At 59.2% G+C, this 20,866-nt stretch carries 15 protein-coding genes; 5 read left to right on the forward strand and 10 right to left on the reverse strand.

Features of this window, described 5'->3' with window-relative positions; genetic code table 11:
* Positions 1 to 349: 349 nt before the first annotated feature.
* Positions 350 to 1,186: a helix-turn-helix domain-containing protein gene (locus EYC79_RS06290; RefSeq protein ID WP_062445280.1), complete on the reverse strand. Its 837-nt coding sequence runs from the start codon at positions 1,184 to 1,186 to the stop codon at positions 350 to 352.
* Between the two features lie 252 nt (positions 1,187 to 1,438).
* On the opposite strand from EYC79_RS06290, the gene EYC79_RS06295 reads away from it, so the two are divergent.
* Together EYC79_RS06295 and EYC79_RS06300 are read left to right on the forward strand one after the other, a co-directional pair.
* Positions 1,439 to 2,362: a fatty acid desaturase gene (locus tag EYC79_RS06295; protein ID WP_245495204.1), complete on the forward strand. Its 924-nt coding sequence runs from the start codon at positions 1,439 to 1,441 to the stop codon at positions 2,360 to 2,362.
* Complete coding sequence (locus EYC79_RS06300; protein ID WP_245495205.1) at positions 2,359 to 3,126, forward strand: PhnD/SsuA/transferrin family substrate-binding protein; 768 nt, start codon at positions 2,359 to 2,361, stop codon at positions 3,124 to 3,126. Before EYC79_RS06295 ends, EYC79_RS06300 begins: the two co-directional genes overlap by 4 nt.
* Before the next feature lie 14 nt (positions 3,127 to 3,140).
* Here EYC79_RS06300 and EYC79_RS06305 read toward each other — a convergent pair whose 3' ends face one another.
* The 7 genes from EYC79_RS06305 to EYC79_RS06335 form a co-directional block, all read right to left on the reverse strand.
* The gene (locus EYC79_RS06305) at positions 3,141 to 4,637 is read right to left on the reverse strand and encodes an HAL/PAL/TAL family ammonia-lyase (RefSeq protein ID WP_130977473.1); all 1,497 of its coding nucleotides are present in this window, start codon (positions 4,635 to 4,637) and stop codon (positions 3,141 to 3,143) included.
* Between the two features lie 75 nt (positions 4,638 to 4,712).
* Entirely contained in the window at positions 4,713 to 5,453 is a 741-nt protein-coding gene (hutC, locus tag EYC79_RS06310) for a histidine utilization repressor (RefSeq protein WP_130977474.1), read from the reverse strand.
* Positions 5,454 to 5,545: 92 nt separating this feature from the next.
* On the reverse strand, positions 5,546 to 6,460 hold the full coding sequence (locus EYC79_RS06315) for an ABC transporter substrate-binding protein (RefSeq protein ID WP_112956976.1): 915 nt from the start codon (positions 6,458 to 6,460) through the stop codon (positions 5,546 to 5,548).
* Positions 6,461 to 6,523: 63 nt separating this feature from the next.
* Positions 6,524 to 7,195, reverse strand: a complete 672-nt coding sequence (locus tag EYC79_RS06320) for an ABC transporter permease (RefSeq protein WP_062597551.1) — start codon at positions 7,193 to 7,195, stop codon at positions 6,524 to 6,526.
* Positions 7,192 to 7,842 (reverse strand): ABC transporter permease, encoded by a 651-nt coding sequence (locus EYC79_RS06325; protein ID WP_062445271.1) that lies wholly within the window; start codon positions 7,840 to 7,842, stop codon positions 7,192 to 7,194. Before EYC79_RS06325 ends, EYC79_RS06320 begins: the two co-directional genes overlap by 4 nt.
* The gene (locus tag EYC79_RS06330) at positions 7,839 to 8,954 is read right to left on the reverse strand and encodes an ABC transporter ATP-binding protein (RefSeq protein WP_130977475.1); all 1,116 of its coding nucleotides are present in this window, start codon (positions 8,952 to 8,954) and stop codon (positions 7,839 to 7,841) included. Before EYC79_RS06330 ends, EYC79_RS06325 begins: the two co-directional genes overlap by 4 nt.
* A gap of 232 nt (positions 8,955 to 9,186) precedes the next feature.
* A complete protein-coding gene (locus EYC79_RS06335; RefSeq protein ID WP_130977476.1) occupies positions 9,187 to 11,052 on the reverse strand; it encodes a glycoside hydrolase family 15 protein in 1,866 nt (621 codons plus the stop codon).
* A gap of 393 nt (positions 11,053 to 11,445) precedes the next feature.
* Here EYC79_RS06335 and EYC79_RS06340 point away from each other — a divergent pair, with 393 nt between their 5' ends.
* On the forward strand, positions 11,446 to 13,941 hold the full coding sequence (locus EYC79_RS06340; protein ID WP_245495206.1) for a methyl-accepting chemotaxis protein: 2,496 nt from the start codon (positions 11,446 to 11,448) through the stop codon (positions 13,939 to 13,941).
* Between the two features lie 70 nt (positions 13,942 to 14,011).
* Here EYC79_RS06340 and EYC79_RS06345 read toward each other — a convergent pair whose 3' ends face one another.
* The gene (locus EYC79_RS06345; protein ID WP_130977556.1) at positions 14,012 to 14,371 is read right to left on the reverse strand and encodes a hypothetical protein; all 360 of its coding nucleotides are present in this window, start codon (positions 14,369 to 14,371) and stop codon (positions 14,012 to 14,014) included.
* Positions 14,372 to 14,672: 301 nt separating this feature from the next.
* On the opposite strand from EYC79_RS06345, the gene EYC79_RS06350 reads away from it, so the two are divergent.
* Both EYC79_RS06350 and EYC79_RS06355 read left to right on the forward strand, forming a co-directional pair.
* Positions 14,673 to 15,002, forward strand: a complete 330-nt coding sequence (locus EYC79_RS06350) for a DUF2322 family protein (protein WP_113265075.1) — start codon at positions 14,673 to 14,675, stop codon at positions 15,000 to 15,002.
* Between the two features lie 636 nt (positions 15,003 to 15,638).
* Positions 15,639 to 16,955 (forward strand): MFS transporter, encoded by a 1,317-nt coding sequence (locus EYC79_RS06355; protein WP_205654320.1) that lies wholly within the window; start codon positions 15,639 to 15,641, stop codon positions 16,953 to 16,955.
* A gap of 208 nt (positions 16,956 to 17,163) precedes the next feature.
* Here EYC79_RS06355 and EYC79_RS06360 read toward each other — a convergent pair whose 3' ends face one another.
* Positions 17,164 to 20,595 carry a class I SAM-dependent DNA methyltransferase gene (locus EYC79_RS06360; RefSeq protein WP_130977478.1) on the reverse strand — a complete coding sequence of 1,144 codons (3,432 nt, stop codon included), beginning with the start codon at positions 20,593 to 20,595 and terminating at the stop codon, positions 17,164 to 17,166.
* Positions 20,596 to 20,866: the final 271 nt, after the last annotated feature.

Raw genomic sequence — 20,866 nt, forward strand, 5'->3', positions numbered from 1 at the left:
TGATGTTGATACAAGGTTCACTGGTAACGTTTCGGTTCTTTCACCCGCAAACGGACATGATGACGACCGCAAGCGTTGGACGGTGAACCACATCTCGAGATCGTGTGTCCAGTAGTCTGGTAGCAACGAGTTGCGCGGGCACCATGATAAAGCGCGTGCCAGTTGGCAACCGGTTCACCATGCTCTGAGGCTGTGCTGCGCCCCAAAGAGCTTGCGGCAGGATGCGGTTGAGAAACCGATCTCAAGCTGGTCTGCAGTGGTATGCTCAGCCGAAGCAATGCCTCGACGGTTTTGCGAAGACCACGCATAGCGAATTGGACGCGTTACTGCGTGCCGTCACCACGACCCATCACGCAACCTCCAGACTCTTAACAAAATCAGCACTCTCATGAGCATGAATGCGGGTGAACCGGATCAGTTCATCGAAGTGGCGCTGCATTTTGCGGATGGATTCGGCGTTGTTGAGAACGAGATACATGCCGCCCACGAAGATCGCTGCGCGCTGCGAGCCGAAGATCGTATAGGGTACGGAAAAGCGCTCTTTCTCGTTGAACAGGAATAGTCGGAACGACGGGTAGAGCTCGTTGATAAGTTCGGACATGTATTGCAGCTGTGTTGCTCTGATCTCCTTCTTCAACCCACTCCACATGCCGCGTCCCTGGGCAAAAGCTTCCAACGTCTCGCAGGGCATGCAGACTTCCATATCCGTGCCCGGCTGGCGGTTGTAGTCGAGGCGAAAAGCGGACTCGCTGGCTTGGGCTTTCACGCTTTGATGCGCGCTTTCGGCTTCGAAGGCGATGATTTGTGGGGTGCGCAGCAGGTCCGGGATTCGGGCTGGCACGTAGCGGATCTTCGAACCTGTGGCCTCGGCATGCCATTTCATCAGCAGCGTGTCGGTATAGTCCTCACCGCCTTCCTCGATCTCGAAGCTCGGGCGCAGTTCCCCCGTCAGGCCTGGATCGTGCGAGATGCCGAGCAACCAATCGAGCGATACGGCGTGGCGTTCGGCGATGTTGAGAAGAGTTTCCACGCGCGGTAGACGCGCCGAATCACCCGACAAAAGCTGTGATAGCGCCGAGCGGTCGATGCCGATCCCGGCCGCAAAAGCCGAATGGCTGTCACCGGACCGCGTGACCAGTTCCAGCAAGCGGAGGCGAAAGAGCTCCGCCAAGGCACGCTTATCCATAATTAACCTCAATGTTTACTATTATCAACATTGTAGGGTTTCTGTTATCAAAATCAACAATCGGTCACCAAACTCTCATTGTGCACCTTGCGGCTGGGTGAAATTCTGTCCCGGGGCTAAGCATCAGGGGATATGATGAGCGACACGTCATTCGATAGGCAACACCAAGGACTCCATCAACGTCGAACAAAGGCGCCTAGAATAGAGTGGCCGACAGTCGCGCTACTTCTTGCATGCTACGGCCTGTGGGGGATGGCTGGCTACAGTCTTTATCCGGCCTATCCCATCGTCGCGCTCGTGCTGATGGGCGTTGCGGTCGCGCTTCACTCGTCGCTTCAACATGAGGTTTTGCACGGGCATCCGACGAGGAGCGCCAAGGTCAACGAGGCGCTGGTCTTCGCTCCGCTCGGGGTATTTTACCCCTACCGTAGTTACAAGCGGACGCATCTTCAGCACCATGCGGATGAGCGTCTCACCGATCCCTTCGATGATCCCGAGAGTTACTACCGCGCCATGAGCGACTGGGAGACGATGCCGGCCTTGCTGAAGCGCCTGCTTGCCTGGAACAACACGCTGATTGGACGTGTGCTGATCGGTCCGCCGCTGATGGTGGTCGGGTTCACCGCTTCCGAATGGCGTAAGATTTTCAAGGGAGACCGCAAGGTCGCCATGGCGTGGACCCTCCACCTTGCCGGGCTCATTCCGACCTTGCTGGTGGTCTCGAACCTGTTCGGCATTCCCGTCTGGCTCTACGTCGGCGTCTCCGCCTATCTGGGCGTTTCCATTATCGCCATCCGCTCCTATTGCGAGCATCAGTGGGCGGAGCAGCCGGACGGGCGCACGATCATCGTCGAAAACTCGCTTCTCGCACCGCTCTTTCTCTATAACAATCTGCACTTCGTGCACCACAAGCTGCCTACCGTCGCATGGTACAGGTTGCCATCGCTCTATCGCGCTGGACGCGCAGAATGGCAAAGGATGAACGAGGGATATGTCTTCGCCAACTATTTCGAGGTTTTCCGCGCATTCGCTTTCAAGGCGAAGGAGCCGGTGGTGCACCCCGCCTGGCGACGGGTTGAACCGGTCGTGGCGAACGATATCGTGGTAACGGATCACGGCGATGTCGCGAACTATCAAGCAGCGGGTGGTACCGCAATTCCGGATCTTCCGGCATGAAGTGGATTGCCGCTCTGCCGATGTATGACTGGCCGGAAGTGCGATCCGATGTGGATCGCAGCTGGGAGATAATGCGCGCCCGCTTCATCGCAAATGGCATCGATGCGCCTGAGCAACTCGTTCGACGCAACGCGGACATGCCACCGGTTTCGGGCGGCATCCGTGGCGAGGATGGGTCGATCATCGCGCCGGACCCGGCAACGCTCGATCCGGATGCGCTCGATCTCGATGTCCTGTGGCGCCATCCGGCTCTTCTCATCTCCGCTACCTGTTGGGGGCCGATGGAACTTGGCTTGCAGGATCATGTCCAGGTCATTGGGCAAAGCCCGTATGAAGATGTCGCGGGGGGCTCGGGAATATTCTATTCGAGCGCCATTGTTGGTCGGAGAGGGGAGGGCGCCAGCGTGATGGCGCCTGAGACAGGCCAACCGATCTTGCCGATCTCGTTACTTCGAGAAAGAAAACTTGCCTTTAACGAGCACCGCTCGATGTCCGGTCATCTGGCCTTGAAGCGCGATCTGGGAGCCATGGGCGAAAGCTTCAAGCTGTTTTCTGAATTGGTGGAAACCGGAGCACATCGGGCGTCGGTGACGGCTGTCGCCCGGGGAGAAGCCGACTTCGCGGCAATCGACTGCCGATCCTGGATGCTGGCTGAGCGCCATGAGCCGGCGGCGAGGGATCTGCATGTCGTCGGCTGGACAGGTCGGCGCAAGGGCCTGCCCTTTATCCGCGCCAGAAACATCCATCTCGACTTCTTGATGTAGATGCGGCGCGCACCTCAGACGCTTTGATGGGGAGGCAGTGTCTTCGACAGGAGCGCCCTGGTCTTCTCCATGTCGGATGAGATCGGCCGATCGTCCGAATAATGGCTGACGTGCGAGCGGAGCAGGCTGTAGAGCGCGTCCGTCCCCGGTGCTCTGCGCGCCACGGTTTCCAGAAAATCATGGGCCTGCGTGGCCGCCAGCCACTCGATCGCGAGAATGTATTCGGCATTGTCGATCACGGCGAGAAGCTTGTTGGCCGCAGCGGTCGGATGAGCGAGGAAATCCTCCTGCAGCGCCGAGGTGAGGCCGCCATCGGTGGAGGCGGGCGCTGCAAGCCTGCGGTTTTCGTTTGCAAGCGCTGCTGCCGTGTATTGGGCGATCATGAAGCCGGAATGGCTGCCTGGGTCGGAGGCGAGGAAGGGTGGGAGGCCGCTCACCAGCGGGTTGACCAGGCGGTCGATCCGCCGCTCGCTCATGGCCGCAATTTGCGCAATGGCGATGGCTAGAGCGTCAGCGGCCTGACCGAGTGCTGGCGCAACCGCATGGGCTTCAGACCAGACAAGCGGCTCCTCCGGCGTGCCGGCGACAGCGGGGTTGTCGGTGACCGATGCGAGTTCACGGTCAACGATGGCGGCGCATGTCTCGAACAGATCGAGCGCCGCGCCGTGGGCATGGGGGATAGAGCGCAGGCTGAGTGCATCCTGTGTGCGTCGGCCTTTAGCGGCTTCGATCAGTCCGCTGCCGGCAAGACGTGCCCGCAGCGCCTCGCCCACCTTGGCAATACCATCGGAGACGCGCAACGACAGCACGGCCTCGCTGAAGGCTGGCATCTGGCAGCCGGCCGCCTCTAGCGTCATGGCGGCAATGGAATCGGCCCAGTCGAGCAATTGCGCGGCCCGGTCCAGCGCGATGCTGGAAAGACCCGTGGCGCAAGCGGTGCCGTTGACGAGGCTCAATCCCTCCTTCGCGCCGAGAACCAGTGGCTGAAGTCCGAGTTCCGCTAAGGCCTCACACCCGCTCAAGGGACGTCCGGCGATATGGGCGGAGCCTTCTCCAATGAGCACCAGCGCCGTATGCGCATTATGCGTCAGGTATCCCGCCGATCCGCGGGATGGGACATCCGGAATGCAGTCGCGTTCAAGAAAGGTGGTGAGATGGCTGACGATCTCGCGGCTCACGCCGGAATATCCGTGAGCGAAGTTGGCGATCTGCGCGGCGATGATGGCGCGCACTTCACGAGAGGGAAGAAGCGGACCGACGCCGCAGGCATGGCTCAAAATGATGCTGCGCGAAAGCTTGCCCTGCGCTGTGCGATCAACAACGGTATCCGAAAGAGCGCCGACGCCGGTATTGATGCCGTAGGCACGGATGCCCCGCTCGACGATGCTCTCGACGATCCGCGCCGCGTTTTCGATCCGCTGAATTGCGGCGTCGGAGAGCGCAAGTGTTTCTCCCTGGCCGACCTTTGCCACGTCCTGCCAAGTCAGCCTGTCATCGAGCAACACAGTCATTCGGTTTTCCTGATAATGTTCAATGCAAAGAGAGTGTTCGTCTGGAGCGCGGTTGCAGCTTTCCCAGACGCTGGATCAAGTGCTGTAGAGGCGATAGCGGCTGCCGGGATAAAGCAAGCGGACGGAAGAGATGACGCCGGCGTCAGACCATGTGCGGCGGCGCACCAGAAGGCAGGGCTCCGTCTTGGAAATGGCAAGCAGCTTGCACTCCCACGGCTGCGCCGTCACCGCCTCAATATGCTGCTCGGCCCTCACGATCGGCGCAATGGCAGTCAGATAGCCGTTCGGCGTCGCCTTGCCGAAATCCTGATCGATATAGTGCGGAACGATGGCGTGGTTGACGAAACGATCCTCGATCTGCATCGGCACGGAATCTTCCGCATGCACCATGATCGAATGTGACACCGGGCTGCCGATCTCGATCGAAAGTGCCTCTGCCAGTTCGGCATCACAGCTTTCCATCCGCAGTACGATGACATTGGCCGTATGGACACCGCCATTGCGGGTAATTTCGTCGGCAATATTGGGAACGCTCTGAAACTGCGACGTCCGCTTCTTGCTGGCAACGAAAGACCCCTTGCCCTGTACCCGAACGACAAAGCCTTCATCGGCCAGTTCGCGCAGTGCGCGGTTGGCAGTCATGCGGCTGACGCCAAGCAGCTCGACCAGTTCGTTTTCGGACGGCACGCGATGGCCGACGGCCCACTCGCCGGTTTCGACGCGGCTTCGAACATAATCCTTGAGCGTGACGTAAAGCGGCTTATCGGCGGCCTGCTCGTGCTGCGCTTTTTCGATCTGTTTCTCTACCGTTTGCATGGGGCTCCAAAAGGCGAACGACGAAGGTTCGGCACCGGACGCGTCCGGGGCGCGTGTGCGGGTATGGTGCGTGCCATACCCGCAAACAGCCGTCAGTTCAACTTGTGCGTCGTCAGCCACTCTTCGGCAACCACGTCGAAGCTGTCATGGTTGGCAAGGCGACCGTTCATGACGATCAGGTCCTTGGTTGTCAGAGCGGACGAAACCGCATCCAGTGTCTTGGTGACCGTGTCGTTGACCTTGGCCTTGGCCATGATCGGCACGATGTTCTGGGCTGGGAACAGGTTCTTGATATCTTCCAGAATGATCAGGTCGTTGGCAGCAATCGCCGGGTCCGTCGAGAAGAGGTTTGCGGCCTGAACCTGGTCGTTCAGCAGTGCCGACAGGGTCAGAGGCCCACCGACGTCGAGAGACTTGAACGACTTGAATTCAAGACCGTAGAGTTCCTTCAGGCCAATGATGCCTTCCTTTCGGGTCTTCCATTCCGGCGGACCGCCAAGCACCAGTTCGGACGCGACGGGCTTGAGATCAGCAATGGTCTTCAGCTTGTATTTCTCGGCAGTGGCACGGGTGACCGCCACACCATCGGAATCCTGAGCCGCGGATGGCGTCAGCATGACAACGCCCTCTGGCAGCGCCTTTGTCAGTGCTGCAGCGACGTCCGCCGGCGAATGGGCGGTGGCGTTTTTGTCGAGGTAGCTCAAGGTCGCGCCGGCATATTCCGGCAGGAGGTCGATCGAGCCGTCGAGAAGTGCCGGCATATAGACTTCGCGGCTGCCGATGCTGAGCTTGGTTTCCGTCTTGATGCCCTTGGCGGCCAGGGCCTTGGCATAGATGGTGGCCAGAAGCTGGCTTTCAGGGAAGTCTGCCGAGCCGACGATGATGGTGGACGTATCCGAACGCTGAGCCGGAGCATTCCCGAGAGGATCGGTCTGCGCAAGCGTCGTGGTGGCGGAAAGCGCGATCAGCGCGAATGCGCCGGCGGCCTTTAAGATATTGAATGCCATGCAAGCTACTCCTTTTGTGTCAACGTCGTCAGAATGAAAATGCAGTTTTGGTTGATGCCCACCCTATGCCCGGCGGGTTAGTCCTGGTGAGACCGTGAGCCTCGATATGATGCCGATCACCAAGTCGACCATAAGGGCGAGCGCACCGACCAGAACGGCGCCCGCCGCCATCTGGTAGTAGTCGTTCTGCGCACGGCCATCGATGATGAGGCGCCCAAGACCGCCGAGCGATACGTAAGCCGCAATGGTTGCCGTTGAGATGATCTGCAATGTCGCGCTCCGAAGCCCGGAGAAGATCAGGGGCAGGGCGCAAGGAAGTTCGACATCAAAGAGAATATCGAGCGGCCGCTTGCCCATGCCGCGCGCCGCATCCACCGCTGCGGGATCCACCGCCGCAACGCCGGCATAGGTCGCGCTCATGATGGGCGGCACGGCCAGAAGCACGAGAACAATGATGCTGGGCACGATGAACGCCATGTCGGAGGCAAAGACCGGACCGAAGAGAATGACCAGCAACACGATCAAACCCAGGCTCGGCAGTGCACGCAGGGCATTGGCAAGGCCTGCGATGACGACCACGCCGCGGCCGGTGTGGCCGACATAAAGACCGATCGGCAGGCCGATCAGGCAGGAGAAGAAGAGGGCAACGCCGCTATAGATCAGGTGCTGGATGACGAGCGCGAAGACGCCATCGGTGCCTGTCCAGTGTGCCGGATCGGAAAACCATGCGATCATCGTTCTGCACCTCCGGGCTGCCATGGTGTCAGGCGTTTTGTGGCAAAGAGCACGATCCCGTCGAGCAGCGCTGCCAACAGCACGCACAGAACGATACCGGCGATGATCGGCGTCAGGAAGCGCAGTTGAAGCCCTTGTGTAAACAGAAGACCGAGCTGCGGCGTTCCGACGAGTGCTGCGACGGAAACGATACTGACATTGGATACCACCGCGACGCGCAGGCCCGCGGCAATCACCGGTACGGCAAGCGGAAGCTCAACGAAGAGAAGCCGCGGCAATGTGCGGTATCCCATGGCATTGGCAGCCTGAATGACATCGGGCTGTACGGAATCGAGGCCGTCGGTGACAGTGCGGATAAGAAGCGCCAGCGCATAGATCGTCAGCGCGACAACCACGTTGAGCGGATCGAGAATGCGCGTGCCGAGAGCGAGCGGTAGCAAAACGAAGAGGGCAAGCGACGGGATCGTGTAAAGCAAACCAGCCGCACCAAGCATCGTGGAGCGGAAGAAGCCGGCCCGGTGCGCAAGCCAGCCAAGCGGCAGCGCGAGGAGGAGACCAATGACGACGGGGATGACCGAAAGCCAGAGGTGCCAGAGGAAGAGTTCGGCGATACGGCCGGACTCGCGGTACAGCCAATCGAACCTCATGCTTGCGCCCTCGCGCGACCGGTGCGTGCCGCCTCTATCGCGGTGACAACATGAGACAAAGTGACGGTGCCTGCCAATGTGCCTGACGGACCGACGATCACGCCTCGGCCAGAGGGTGAACTGAGGGCGGCGTCAAGAACGTTGCGCAGGCTGCTGCCTTCCACCGCAAGCGTGCCGCTGAGATTGAGATCGCCCTCTCTCAACGGAGCCTTGATGCTTTCCACATCGGCCCAACCCAACGGGCGGTTCTCGGCGTCGGCGACGAGCACCCATCTATCGGTCGCAATCTGGCGAAGGGATTCCGGCGTGGCGCCGAGCGTGGCTGTCGGTTCGTGGCCAAGTTGCACGCCATCATCGTTAAAGTCGGCAAAACCCAGGATGCGATAACCCCTGTCGCGCCCGATGAAATCGGCGACGAAGTCGTCCGCGGGTCGTGCCAGCAATTCCTGGGGAGTGGCGATCTGCGCCAGCGTTCCGCCAGTGCGCAGAACCGCGACCTGATCGCCAAGCTTCAGAGCCTCGTCTATGTCATGCGTGACCATGATGATGGTCTTGCCGATTTCACGCTGGAGGCGGAGGAACTCGTCCTGCAATTGCGCACGGACCACCGGATCGACGGCGCTGAAAGGCTCGTCCATCAGCATGAATTTCGGATCTGACGCGAGTGCGCGCGCAACGCCGACGCGCTGCTGCTGGCCGCCGGAAAGCTGCCATGGATAGCGATTGGCGAAAGCGGAAGAAAGGCCGACGCGCTCCAGAAGATCATGGGCAGTCCGAAGCGCCTGCTCCTTGGGCGTTCTGTTCAGCCGCGCGGTCGTTGCGATGTTCTGCACGACGGTGCGGTGGGGAAAGAGGCCGGCATTTTGAATGACGTAACCGATCTTGCGGCGCAGCAGCGCCACATCCATGGCGTCGGTCGGTTCGCCATCGAGAAGAATTTTGCCCGAGGAGGGCGTGATCAGCCGGTTGACCATGCGAAGCGACGTCGTCTTGCCGCAACCCGATGGTCCAACGAAGATGGTGAGCTTGCCGCTGGGAGCCGTCAGCGACAGATTGTCGACAGCCGTGGTGGGCCCTCGATAGTGCTTGCTGACATGATCGAATGTTATCATAGGCGCGTTCCCTTTTCTGGTCCCGGATGTCGCCAGCGATCCGGTCTCCTTGGTTGTCTATACAAGCACGAAGTTATGCGGTGCGCAAGCGGGGGTGCTTAAGGAAAATGCGTCTTTTTTTGTGCTTAAATCTTATGCTGAGGCTATAGCGCTTCCGCGACCCTGACGACCGCAGATGGAAGGCGGGAATAAAGCAAAACAGCTGGTATGACGGTTCCCATCGTGAATGATATCAGGGTCGCCATTGCTGCGGACTTTTGCCGTCAAGTTCTCTGTCCAGGTAAAAGGCGGCGCTGATCAGGGCCAGATGTGTAAAGGCCTGCGGGAAGTTTCCGAGCAACTCACCACGGTGGTCGAACTCTTCGGCGTAAAGGCCCAGATGATTGGCGTAATTCAACAGTGCTTCGAAGGTCGCACGCGCTTTCTTCAAGTCACCGGCCCTTGCCAGGCATTCGGCATACCAGAACGAGCAGGCAGAGAACGACCCCTCCTGACCGCTCAAGCCGTCTTCGCTCTTATAGCGATGAACCAGGCCGTCATCGGCGAGCGTGTCACCGATCGCGTCCAGAGTTGCCAACCAGCGCGGGTCGGTGGCGCTGACGAACCTCACAAGCGGCATCAGCAGCAGTGAGGCGTCGAGGGTGTCTCCACCCTTGGTCTGGACGAAGTGTCCTTTCTCCTCGTTCCAGAAGTTTGCCCAGATGTCTTCGTAGATATTGTTTCTAACGTCGATCCATCGGCTGAAGGGTGCCGCAAGCGATCGCTTGCTCGCCAGGCGAATGGCGCGGTCGACTGCGACCCAGCACATGAGGCGCGAATGCAGGAAATGCTGCGGGCCGCGCCGCATTTCCCAAATGCCGGCATCAGGCTCTTCGCAGTGTTCGCAGACATAGTTGATGATGTCGCGCACACCGTTCCAGCCATCATGGGAAATGGCATGGCCGTATTTGTTGCTGAGATAGACGGCATCCATCAACTCGCCATAGATATCGAGTTGCACCTGTTTTGCCGCGCCGTTTCCGATCCGCACGGGACGCGCTCCGCCATATCCACTTAAGTGATCGAGAGATACCTCATCGGCGACTGTGCTTCCGTCGACGGCATACATGATGTCGAGCTTTCCATCTGCACCGCATCGCATCGCGCGTTTGCCGATCCAGGATGTGAAGTCTTGCGCTTCCTGCTGGTAGCCAAGCCGCATCAGCGCATAGACCGTGAAGGATGCGTCGCGGATCCAGGTTGCGCGGTAGTCCCAATTTCGGACCCCGCCAGGTGCCTCTGGCAGGCCGAAGGTTCCCGCTGCAATGATCGATCCGTGGCGGCGTGACGTCATCAGTTTCAGCGTGAGGGCAGAGCGGGTCACGATTTCGCGCCACCGACCACGATAGGACGATTGTGCGGCCCAGTCCTGCCAATATTGGATCGTCGCGTCCTCGAACCCTGCGACGTCTGCCAAGTCCATTGGCTCTTCATCGGCCCCGGTCAGAACGAAATCGGCCGTTTCTCCGGCAGTCAGGTTCGCCTTGCAGATAACGTCGCCATCGAGGGCTTGGAGCGTGAGACTGGAAGTGAGCCTGATCCCGTCGCAGTGCTTCGGCTGCCAAATGGCCGTGTGACCGTCAACCTCGGCTGTTTCTTTCTGCCTTGCATAGTCGAAACGGGGCGCACAGCGTAGCGTGAGGGCCACCGTCCCGCGTGTCACTCTCAGTCGCCGCACCAATTTCGTTGAGGTAGAGGCACTGTCTTCCCTGACGGCCATGAAGTCCGTGAGCTCGGCGCTGGCGTTCTCGCCCATCCAGCGAGTGACCAGCACATTGGTGTCTGGCCGATAATGCTGCACGATCCGAACGTCGGGAATATCCGGCAGGATTTCAAACAGACCACCGCGTTCCGGATCGAGCAGGCCGGCAAAGATGGTTGGGCTATCGAAATTTGGCCAACACATGAAATCGATCGCACCGTCTTTGGCAATCAGCGCCAGTGTCGCCAGATCGCCGACGATACCATGATCTGAGATTGGCCGCGGGATGTTGCTGCCCGCCTTCTCATCCTTTGAGAGATTATGGCTTTCGCCGTCAGAGTGGGTGCGGATGTCCATTCGATAATCCATCATGTGTGGTCGCATGCCGGCCGAAAGAAGCGTCTCATTTCAACGTGTCGAAAAGGTCGAGCAGTGCTTCTTCTTCCATGACATTGTCTTCACAACGTCATCTTTCGCCTTGTGTTCCAAGCCCGCCAATCTCTTGGCGAAAGGACTGTATCCCGTGACAAGAGTGGAAGGTGCCGAGACCTCGTCGCCCAAGCGCACCGTGCATCAACAGCGACGACCATGACATGTGATGCAATCCTGCTGATGCCGGGGCCTTTTCGAAGACAACTCCGTATCGGCGTGGCCGATACTCGTTCGATACTTAAGATGTTTTTTATCCATTTCCTCTAGCGTCTGCCGGTGGTCAGCCGGCGAAGCCGCTGTGGGGAAGAGGGTACGGGCATGGCATTATCCCAAAAGGTGAAGTCCATCGGTTTCAGAACGACGGGTGGGATGGCGTTGCTGCTCATATCGGTCGTGCTTGTGGCGGTCGTTGGCATCCGGGGCATGGGGAGCCTCACCGGTGCCGTAACCCAGACGGTGGATACGTCGAAGGTGCTGATCGGCGCCAACAAGGCCGAAGGCGCGATCATCCAATATCTCGTCAGCAAGGATCCCAAATGGATCGACGAGGCTGTCGGCGCTCTCGATACGGCCCAATCCAAGCTCAACGCGCTTGCTCTTTCCACAAGCGAGAAATCCGAACTCTCCAGCGGGATCGCCAAGACGTCCGACGCGGTAAAAGCCCTTGCGGCCTCGCAGGATACTGTTCAGAAGGCGGGTACTGCCTTGCGCGATGCGGCCGGCAGCATGGTGACGCTTGCCGAACAGACCGAGAAGACCTCTCAGGATATCGCCAGCCAGGCAGAGACCAACTCCAACAACGCGCTGGTGACGCTCAACAGCATCCGCATTCTCATTCAGAACGCCAGCACCTTCAATGAAGGCATCAACGCGATCGAGCTTGCGCTGGTTCGTGCCGCAGGCCAAGGCGCTCAGGTCTCTGCCGCGCAGCTTGCCGAACCGATGGCGCGTGCCGAGGCAGGCCTTGCCGAAGTCGTGAAGCTCGGCGGCACGCCGGACATCCAGCCGATCGTTAGCAATCTGGCCGCGACATTTGCGGATATCCAAGGAGCGATTGCCAAGGACAATGGCGCGGCACTGGTTTCAACGCAGGATTTCGCCCTCTTCTCCAAGATTTCCACCATTACCCAGGCGCTTGACGAAGCGCTGCGCAAATCCGCCGAGACCGAACTTGCCTCCAAAAGCGAGAAGGACAAGGCGCGCTCCAAGGCGCGCATCATTTCCGGTACGGCACGCAATTTCAGCAATGTGTTGAAGGACACGCTTGCCCAGGTCGAACGATACCGCGTCCAGCCGTCGACAGAGTCCGCCGAGGTGATTGCGGCTGGTCTGAAGAAGGCGCAAGCGCTGGGCACCATGCTGTCGAAAACCAGCGGCACCGACATGACCGCCAATCTCGCTCAGCTCGGTCAATCCTTCGACGCGATGAAAACCAATCTGGCGACATCCGACCAGCAGGCGTCGCTCGTCGTTTCCACATTGCAAAGCGTTACCGACGGCATCGTGAAGATCGCCGGCGAAATCGCCTCGACTTCGGAACGTCAGGGCAGCCAGGGCACATCCTGGATGTGGGGTGCCGGCCTGTTCAGCCTTGTTCTGGCGATGGCGATCGCGCTCTTCATGGTTCGCTCCGTGGCTCGCCCGATGATGCAGGTGGCGCAAGCCATGGCGCGGCTTGCACGGGGAGAGGCCGACACCCAGCTCAAGCTTGCCAAGACCGATAATGAGATCGGTGAGATGATTGGCGCGCTGCAGGTGTTTCAGCAAAATGACCGCGCCCGTATCCATGCCGAGGCTGAGGCCGATCGGGAAAGACAGCAGGCCGAACATATGCGCCTCGAGCGCGAGGCCGAACGCATGACGGAAGCGCAGGCGATGGAACATGCCTTCCGCCAGATTTCGACGGGTCTTGATGCGCTTTCCAAGGGCGACCTGACGGCGCGCATCGGCGCAGTCGATCCACGCTACGATCGGATCAGAGACCACTTCAACAGCGCGGTTTCCACGCTTGAGGAGGCCATCGATGCTGTGATCCAGAGCGTCGGCACCATTCAGTCGGGACTGTTTGAAATCTCAAGCGCCTCCAACGATCTCGCCCGCCGCACGGAGCAGCAGGCCGCTTCTCTTGAAGAAACGGTTGCTGCACTTGGTGAAGTGGCAAGCGGCATCAACGGCACTGCCGATGGCGCAAGCCACGCGCAGAAGACGGTGTCCCTTGCCAAGACCAATGCGGAGAGTGGCGGTGTCGTGGTGGAGCGCGCCATCGGTGCCATGAGCGAAATTCAGGAATCCTCCACGAAGATCGGCAACATCATCGGCGTGATCGACGAAATCGCATTCCAGACCAACCTCCTGGCGCTGAATGCCGGGGTGGAGGCGGCCCGCGCCGGAGAGGCTGGCAAGGGTTTTGCTGTCGTCGCTCAGGAAGTGCGCGAACTGGCGCAACGATCGGCCGGTGCCGCACGCGAGATCAAGGCTCTGATCTCCACATCGTCAGCCCAGGTCACGACAGGCGTTCAATTGGTCGATGAAACGGGGATGTCGCTGAAAGATATCTGCGAGCAGGTGGGCGGTATCAGCGCCATCATCGACAGGATTGCGACTGCAGCGCGCGAACAGGCGGTGAGCCTGCGCGAAGTCTCCGCTGCTGGCGACGCAATGGACAAGGTGACCCAGCAGAACGCGGCGATGGTTGAGGAGACGACTGCGGCAGCGCAAACCCTGGTGCACGAGACCGAAAGACTGGCGCAGATGGTGGGGCAGTTTGCCACCACGCGTTCGGTCAGGGGCGGGATGCACGCTGCGGCAGCTTAAGGCTGCCGCAGGTGATCTGTTGTTCGGCACTCGGATGACCTATCGCTTCGCAAAGCTGATCAGGCCGTTTTCACGCCTCGACGGGTTCGCGCACCTCATCCAGTAGGAAATGCACGATAACGTATCGTGTCGTATATTTGTGGCCGCTGTCGGCTACGCCTTCTTCGCTACCGCCATCAGACGGGTGCCACTGCCGGTAATGCGGATTGTTGGCAATGAGCGTGATCGCCTTTCCCGAAAACTTGCCGTCCAGCCTGTAGCGCGCTTCCGCCAAGGGCCAGATCTTCTCGAAGTCGTCCTGGGTGATGCGGGCTTTCAAGGCCTTTCTCGTGGTCGGCTCCTTGCCGCCGCCGACGCCCTCTGCCGGTGGAATGGAGAGGTTCACCTCTTCGGCATGGTCGAGTAGAGCGGAAAATTCCTCTGGCCACATGCGTCTCATTATTGCTCCTCCCAAAGACAATGATCTTACAACACCGCGATGATAGCGCCTTTATGCCGACAGGCAATGAGGATTTTTGCCTGCGTGATGGCAGCGAAAGCGTCAATTCAAAAGCTCAGTCGATGCCGGTGGCGGCAGCGTGATGAAGCTGCTAAACGCTGGCGAAACAGACGCTAAAGCGCTGTGCGTCCTACTGGACGCACAAAAGACGCTTTACCTTTTTGAATCGATGCATCGTGCTTTCCGAAAACCGAGTCCGATTTTCGGGCCGATGCTCTAGGAGAACCTGATCATGATTGAGCCGACCGCTTCCTTCAAGGATAACCTGCAATTGCTGCCTTCGATCGAGGGACTGGCGCAGATCAATCTGATCGACGCGCATGGCAAGATCGTCGCCACGATCGAAAACCAGCCCGGCAAGCAAGGCTCGCTCGCCGTCTATCAATATCTTGAGCAATGCTTCGGTCTGCTGAACAGGCAAGCAGCGACCCATGGGCTCGATATTTTCGCCGAGCACACGGCCGACGCAAAGAACCGTCCCGGCGCTCATCCCAACATCGACCGCTTGCTGGAGATCGTGGCCGGTGCGGCTCCATTGAAGATCGAACTCGTGGCGCGCTGATTGTTGCGCATGGCCCAGCAACAAGAACGTCGGCCAGTCAACCGCTCTTGACCGGAACGGAGCACGCCTGCGCTTATGAAGCCCTAAAGCGCCGTGCGTCCTATTGGACGCACAAAGGGCGCTTTACCTTTTTGAATCTACACATCGTGCTTTTCCGAAAATCGAACTCGATTTTCGGGCCGATGCTGTAGGCGCATTTTGCCTCACCAGACCCACGGTCACCGATGGAGTGACTGCATCCAGCCGCATCTCTCGCCTTCGTCTATGTCAGGCGAACTCCTAAGGCTGAGCGCGCACGTCGCGCAGCATTTATCAGCAGAACGCCCTATCAATCACCCGACCAACAGACGATAGCGAGCCAGCGTCCCCACGAGAAATGACGTTGCGCCCGTCATCCCAGCGTCGCCTGTCGTTCGCATCGGCTCGCCCCGTTTCATCTATTTACTGGTGGAGAGTTGATTGATAAATGAATGATGCTGGCCATCATTGGAGGACATCTGTTCGCCCGTTGATGTTGCCCGGCATGCCGAAGGCCTTCCATCGTTCTGAAAAGATCGGTGCCATCTGCTCGATCCTCAGAAGCAGAGCAATCCCGCGGCCTGCGGTGAGTTCATCATGCTAGGGAGGTTCGATGTCATGATTAACCCAAAGAGTGCGCCCGCCGGCGCCACGAAAGTTCGATATTTTATTCTGTTCATGTGTTTTGTCGGGATTTCGATCAACTACCTCGATCGCGCCAATATGAGCGTCGCGCTTCCCTTCATCGACTCCGAGCTTGGCCTGAATCTCACCAACACCGAGAAAGGCTTGATTCTCGGCGCGTTTTTCTGGGCCTATGACGGCATGATGCTGCTTGCCGGCTGGATCACCGACAAGCTTGGCGCGCGCAAGACCTTTTCGCTTGCCGCCGTCTGGTGGTCAGTCTTTACGGCTTTGACGCCGCTCGCCTACAGCTTCTGGACCTTCTTCGCCGTTCGTTTCGCGCTCGGTGCCGGTGAAGCTCCCGCCTATCCGTCTGCCACCAAGGCCGCCTCCCGATGGTTCCCGAAGAGCGAGCGCGCCTTTGCAACGGCTGTCATCGACTCGGGCTCTCGCGTCGGCACCGTCTTGGCGCTGCCCATCGTCACGGCCATCATCGCTGTGGCGACCTGGCACTATTCCTTCATCATCCTCGGCGCCGTCGGCATCATCTGGGCCTTCTTCTGGTACGTGACCTACCGCGATCCGACCGAGCATGAGCGGGCAAACGACCTGGAGCGTCGCTACATCATCGAGAACGGTGGGCGAACCGTCGAAAACGACGACCCCGAGGCCGCCAAGATCAAATGGGTCGATCTCTTCAGATACCGCACCATCTGGGGCATGATGATCGGCTTTTTCTGCCTCAACTTCGTGATCTACTTCTTCCTCACCTGGTTCCCAAGCTACCTGAAGACCGCCCGCGGCCTCAACCTTGCGGAACTCGGCCTATATGGAATGCTGCCGGGTCTCTCTGCTGTCGTCACCGCATGGATTGCCGGCGCGCTGGCCGATAGAGCAATCCGCAATGGTGCCAATGTCACGACGGTGCGCAAGATCATCATGGTCGGCGGCATGCTGGGTGGCGCTGCCATCCTGCCGGCATCGTTGACGCAGTCGCTCTATATGGCGCTGTTCTTCTTGGCGATCTCCTACAGCAGCCTCGCCATTGCCGCGACGGGCATCTGGTCGCTACCCGCCGACGTCGCGCCAAGCTCCCGCCACGTCGCCTCGATCGGCGGCATCCAGAACTTCGCCTCCAACATCGCCGGCATCATCAGCCCGCTGCTCTTTGGCTTTCTGCTGGACATGTTCGGCGGAAGCTACACGCCATCCTTCATGATGGCGGCCGGCATGGCGCTGGTCGGCGCCTTCTCCTACGCCTTCATCGTCGGTCGCGCAGAGCCGCTTCCCGTCCTGCCGCCGCGGTCTTGATGGGTTTTGGCTGAACAGCACAAAAAATCTCATGACGGCCCGCCTGGGCCGTCATGATCGCCTGCACAGAGAAGCTGAGGACGCAACGCGGCCAACTCTCACCTGGCATAAATCTCGCGCACGCCATTATGCCGTTAGGTACTCTCCGACACTGACGATCAGGCCCCCAAACGAGCGGCACATCGATGGACGGCCGAGCCGATAGGAATTATGCCACGCGCCGCCAGGCGAAGCGCTTGCCATCCACTGTCGATACCAGCCCCATACGGAACAAGGCGTTCAGTACGGCTTGAACCGCGCCCAAGCACTTGCGCCCCTGCTTGAAGCTGCTGGCAATCGCTGCCGCATCGATTGGCCCTTCCGCTTCCATAAGCTGGTGTAGAACAGCGGGGGTCTGGTCGCGTTCGTCGGCGGGGAAACTCGGCTTTGGCCCCGCTTTCGCCACCGCCGCCTCGCCAAAATCCGCCTCGATCTGCTCTGCCTTCTCCCTGTCGGAGCCGAAGCGGGGGATTTGGTAATCCGGCCGCAGCCAGCGCACCAGCCCGCGCTTTTCTTCCTTGGCCCGCTCCCTGTTCAGGGCCACCAGCCGCGCCAGCACTTCTTCTTCCGCCAGATCCACCGGCCAGCCATAGGCATCCGCCACTGCCGAATCCAGGCGCTCATGCAACTCCTTGATGATCAGCACCAGCCCATCATCGAAAATCCGCCGTTCCTTTTCGTTCAATTCATCGGGCTTCGCGCCGGCCTTTAGCCGCTCCAGCACGTTGTAGAGCCCGGTCAGCGTCAGGTGCGGGTGCTCGTCCAGAACCCGCTTGCGATGCGCATCGAGTTCTTCGGCTATCGCGCCTATTGTGGTTTTTTGGGTTTGGGTGGCATCGGGGAAGGGGAAAGGGTCGAAGCAACGCGATTTGACGTAGACTGAGTCGTTTCCAACACCGAGCCAACCGCCTGTCCGCATTGCCCAAGGAATATGAAGTCTTGAAGAAAGGACGCCGAGAGTAAAGGCATCATTCAAGGCGATAGCAACCAGTTTGTTGTCCGGCAAGATAGAGGTATTGAGAAACTGAAACACACGATGCTTGGCGGTTTCAACAGTTGCGATGTAGCGTGGAAGGCCGAAAAGTGCCTTGCGAAGATCCGGTACGTTCTCTCCAAACAGCCACCAGTTCTGTTTTCTGTACTCGCGATTATTCCAGTCACGTCCGACAAACTCTTTTTCGCCGGTCCTGTTGACAATGACCTTTTCTTTCACCTCAATTTTCACGTGCTGATAGACTTCAGGAAACCGCATTCTGACGTCATCTGCGGTTAGACCAAAAAGGTCGATCACCATAACGTCGCGCGGACGATCCATTAAGTCTCGCCCATTGCAATACGCTCGAATGTGCCGATCAAGACCCGAAGTGCGCCCTAGGCCTAGGTTCCATGCTTCTTGGGGCGAGATGATGAACCCTGCGCCGTGCAACACCACGCCTCTTGATGAAATTCCTTTGTTGCTCATCAATTCCAAAGTCGATGCCAAATCCACCCCAACCGTCAAATCCGAATTGATCTTCCCCTGCCTCTCCGCAAACAAGATCACCGGGCTGTCCGTTTCGACTGCCTCCTCGGAGACAACCTCCAGCAAGCGCCCTTCGTGCTTGCCCGCCTGCGCCACCGTCATGGCGATGCGCACGGCGGCGCTATCGCGGGTGACCTTCGTCCACGGGTGGTCGGGGATTGCCATAGTGAGCGAGAGCGGCTTCTTGGCGTTGAGATGCGCTTCCATCACCCGGCGCTGGAACACCTGGCTGATGGAATTGGTGGTGACGAAACCGAAGCGTTTCAGCGGGCTCTTGGGTTTCAGTAGGATTTCTGCAGTTCGATCCCACCAATACATAACGAAATCGGCGCTTTCGTTCATATGGCGGTGCGCCTTCCACAACGCCTCGGCATAGGCGCTGCCCATACGCGCGCGAATGTCCTTCCCACCGACAAAGGGCGGGTTGCCGACGATGTAATCCGCCTTCGGCCAGTCCGGGCGGCGTGGATTAGGATAAACTTCCTTGCCCTCCACCACTTTGGGCATGGGATAACCATCCCATTTTAGCACTGCATCCATGTTCTGGATATTCTTGAAGGCTTTCAGAATAGGCTCGGATGGTGCCACGCCGCGATTGCGGAAGTGCCATTGCAGATGGCCGATCCAAAGCACCAACTCGGCAATGGCGGCGGCGCGTGGGTTGACTTCGATGCCGAGGAACTGATGCGGATCGACCGTGTGGGTTTCCAGCGCCAGCCCTTCCTGGCCGCCAAGGTTGACGAGGGCTTCCAGCACCTCGCCTTCCAGACGTTTCATCAGTTCCAGCGACACATAAAGGAAGTTGCCGGTGCCGCAGGCAGGGTCCAGCACGCGGGTCTCGCACAACCTGTCGTGAAAGGCCTGCACGGTTTTGATTGCCGCATCCGCCTTGCCCTCGGCCTTCTGCCGGTCGGCGGTGGAGCGGGCGTTATCCCACTCCGCGCGCAAGGGGTCTATGACGGTGGCAATGACCAGCCGCTCCACATAGGCGCGCGGCGTGTAGTGCGCTCCGAGCTTACGCCGATCCGTCGGGTCCAACGCCTGTTCCAGAAACGTGCCGAAAATGGCAGGTTCCACATCCTTCCAGTCGTGATTGGCCGCCGCCACAAGCTCGCCAATCTCTTCCCTGGCGAGCTTCAGTGCCTTGCGGTTCTTGAAGAACTCGCCGTTGAATTTCTTCACCTTTTCGCGGATAGTTGCGGTGAAGCCGCCCTCATCCATCGCCTTCCACAAATCTTCCATCATGCCGGGAAAAATCTCCGGCTTCTGCGCGCAGTCCTTCAACAGATCCTTGAAACAATCCTTGGGCAGAAGCTGCACGTCCTCGGCAAACATGGTGAAGAGCATGCGCATGAGGAACATGGCCACCTCTTCGGCTGCATAGCCTGATTTCTCAAGTGCCTGACTGACCTTGGCAATGCGGGTGGCGATATCGCGTGTCACCTTGGCCGCATGCAGCGAAGGATCGAGCGAAACCGGGTTGGTCCAGATCGCTCTCAGACGCGCCCGCACCATCTCGTCACGAAAATCCTCAAGATAGATGCGGAAGGAACGGCGATCCGGGAACTGGTCATAAGCCTTTCCGTCGCGGCGAAAATTGGCGTAGATCTCAATGCAGTGGCCGACATCGCAGACAAGCACGAAGGGCGGCGGCTCGTGCGTAGAGGGTAGAAGCCGAACATAGTTTTCGGCCTGCGCACGGGCGTTCATCATCAACACGTCCCAGGCACGGTTGGCGCTGGCGCGGCGTCCGCGCGGCGCACTTTCCATACCGGGCAGCATCGGGGCGTCTGCGAGCTTTTTATCGCCAGTCAGACGGCTTTGCTTGGCTTCCAGAACAAAGCAATTGCGCTTGTAAAGATCGATCCGCTTGGAGTTGACCGCGCCGTCTCGGGTCGTTTCCTTCACCACACGCTCGAAGACATAGTCGTTGTCCTCATGCGAGGCCGATGCCGGATCGGGCTGCGGAAGGCCCAGCAGATTGCACAACTCTGTCAGAAACAGCGCGTAGTTTGCCCGCTCCTGTCCGCCTTCCTGCCCTTGCCAACGCGCAATGAACGCCTCAACCGCTGCCTGCAATGTCCGCTCCCTTGTCTCGCTGGAACTGTCTTAAAGGAGGCTTCTTAAGACGCAAGGGCAAGAGCCAATTCGGCGCAGATGATCTTTGTGTTGGCGGTAAAATCATCGAAGACATTGACGTGTCCACCCTGTGATACCCGTCGATCTACCGTTGTCAGATACTTTGAGCGGCACATGCTGACCCTGTAAAGATCAACCTCGTCAGATTTCCCGTTTGGTATCGAAGGTCGCTGCCAAACTCAAAACTACTTGTGACTGGAGATGGCGATTT

Source organism: Agrobacterium cavarae (assembly GCF_004310285.1).
GTDB classification, from domain to species: domain Bacteria; phylum Pseudomonadota; class Alphaproteobacteria; order Rhizobiales; family Rhizobiaceae; genus Agrobacterium; species Agrobacterium cavarae.

What these genes read in the sequence shown, in the direction of transcription:
- EYC79_RS06290 (WP_062445280.1), bottom strand. Translation starts at nt 1,186, where the DNA reads ATGGATAAGCGTGCCTTGGCGGAGCTCTTTCGCCTCCGCTTGCTGGAA.
- EYC79_RS06295 (WP_245495204.1), top strand. Translation starts at nt 1,439, where the DNA reads ATGGCTGGCTACAGTCTTTATCCGGCCTATCCCATCGTCGCGCTCGTG.
- EYC79_RS06300 (WP_245495205.1), top strand. Translation starts at nt 2,359, where the DNA reads ATGAAGTGGATTGCCGCTCTGCCGATGTATGACTGGCCGGAAGTGCGA.
- EYC79_RS06305 (WP_130977473.1), bottom strand. Translation starts at nt 4,637, where the DNA reads ATGACTGTGTTGCTCGATGACAGGCTGACTTGGCAGGACGTGGCAAAG.
- hutC (WP_130977474.1), bottom strand. Translation starts at nt 5,453, where the DNA reads ATGCAAACGGTAGAGAAACAGATCGAAAAAGCGCAGCACGAGCAGGCC.
- EYC79_RS06315 (WP_112956976.1), bottom strand. Translation starts at nt 6,460, where the DNA reads ATGGCATTCAATATCTTAAAGGCCGCCGGCGCATTCGCGCTGATCGCG.
- EYC79_RS06320 (WP_062597551.1), bottom strand. Translation starts at nt 7,195, where the DNA reads ATGATCGCATGGTTTTCCGATCCGGCACACTGGACAGGCACCGATGGC.
- EYC79_RS06325 (WP_062445271.1), bottom strand. Translation starts at nt 7,842, where the DNA reads ATGAGGTTCGATTGGCTGTACCGCGAGTCCGGCCGTATCGCCGAACTC.
- EYC79_RS06330 (WP_130977475.1), bottom strand. Translation starts at nt 8,954, where the DNA reads ATGATAACATTCGATCATGTCAGCAAGCACTATCGAGGGCCCACCACG.
- EYC79_RS06335 (WP_130977476.1), bottom strand. Translation starts at nt 11,052, where the DNA reads ATGGACATCCGCACCCACTCTGACGGCGAAAGCCATAATCTCTCAAAG.
- EYC79_RS06340 (WP_245495206.1), top strand. Translation starts at nt 11,446, where the DNA reads ATGGCATTATCCCAAAAGGTGAAGTCCATCGGTTTCAGAACGACGGGT.
- EYC79_RS06345 (WP_130977556.1), bottom strand. Translation starts at nt 14,371, where the DNA reads ATGTGGCCAGAGGAATTTTCCGCTCTACTCGACCATGCCGAAGAGGTG.
- EYC79_RS06350 (WP_113265075.1), top strand. Translation starts at nt 14,673, where the DNA reads ATGATTGAGCCGACCGCTTCCTTCAAGGATAACCTGCAATTGCTGCCT.
- EYC79_RS06355 (WP_205654320.1), top strand. Translation starts at nt 15,639, where the DNA reads ATGATTAACCCAAAGAGTGCGCCCGCCGGCGCCACGAAAGTTCGATAT.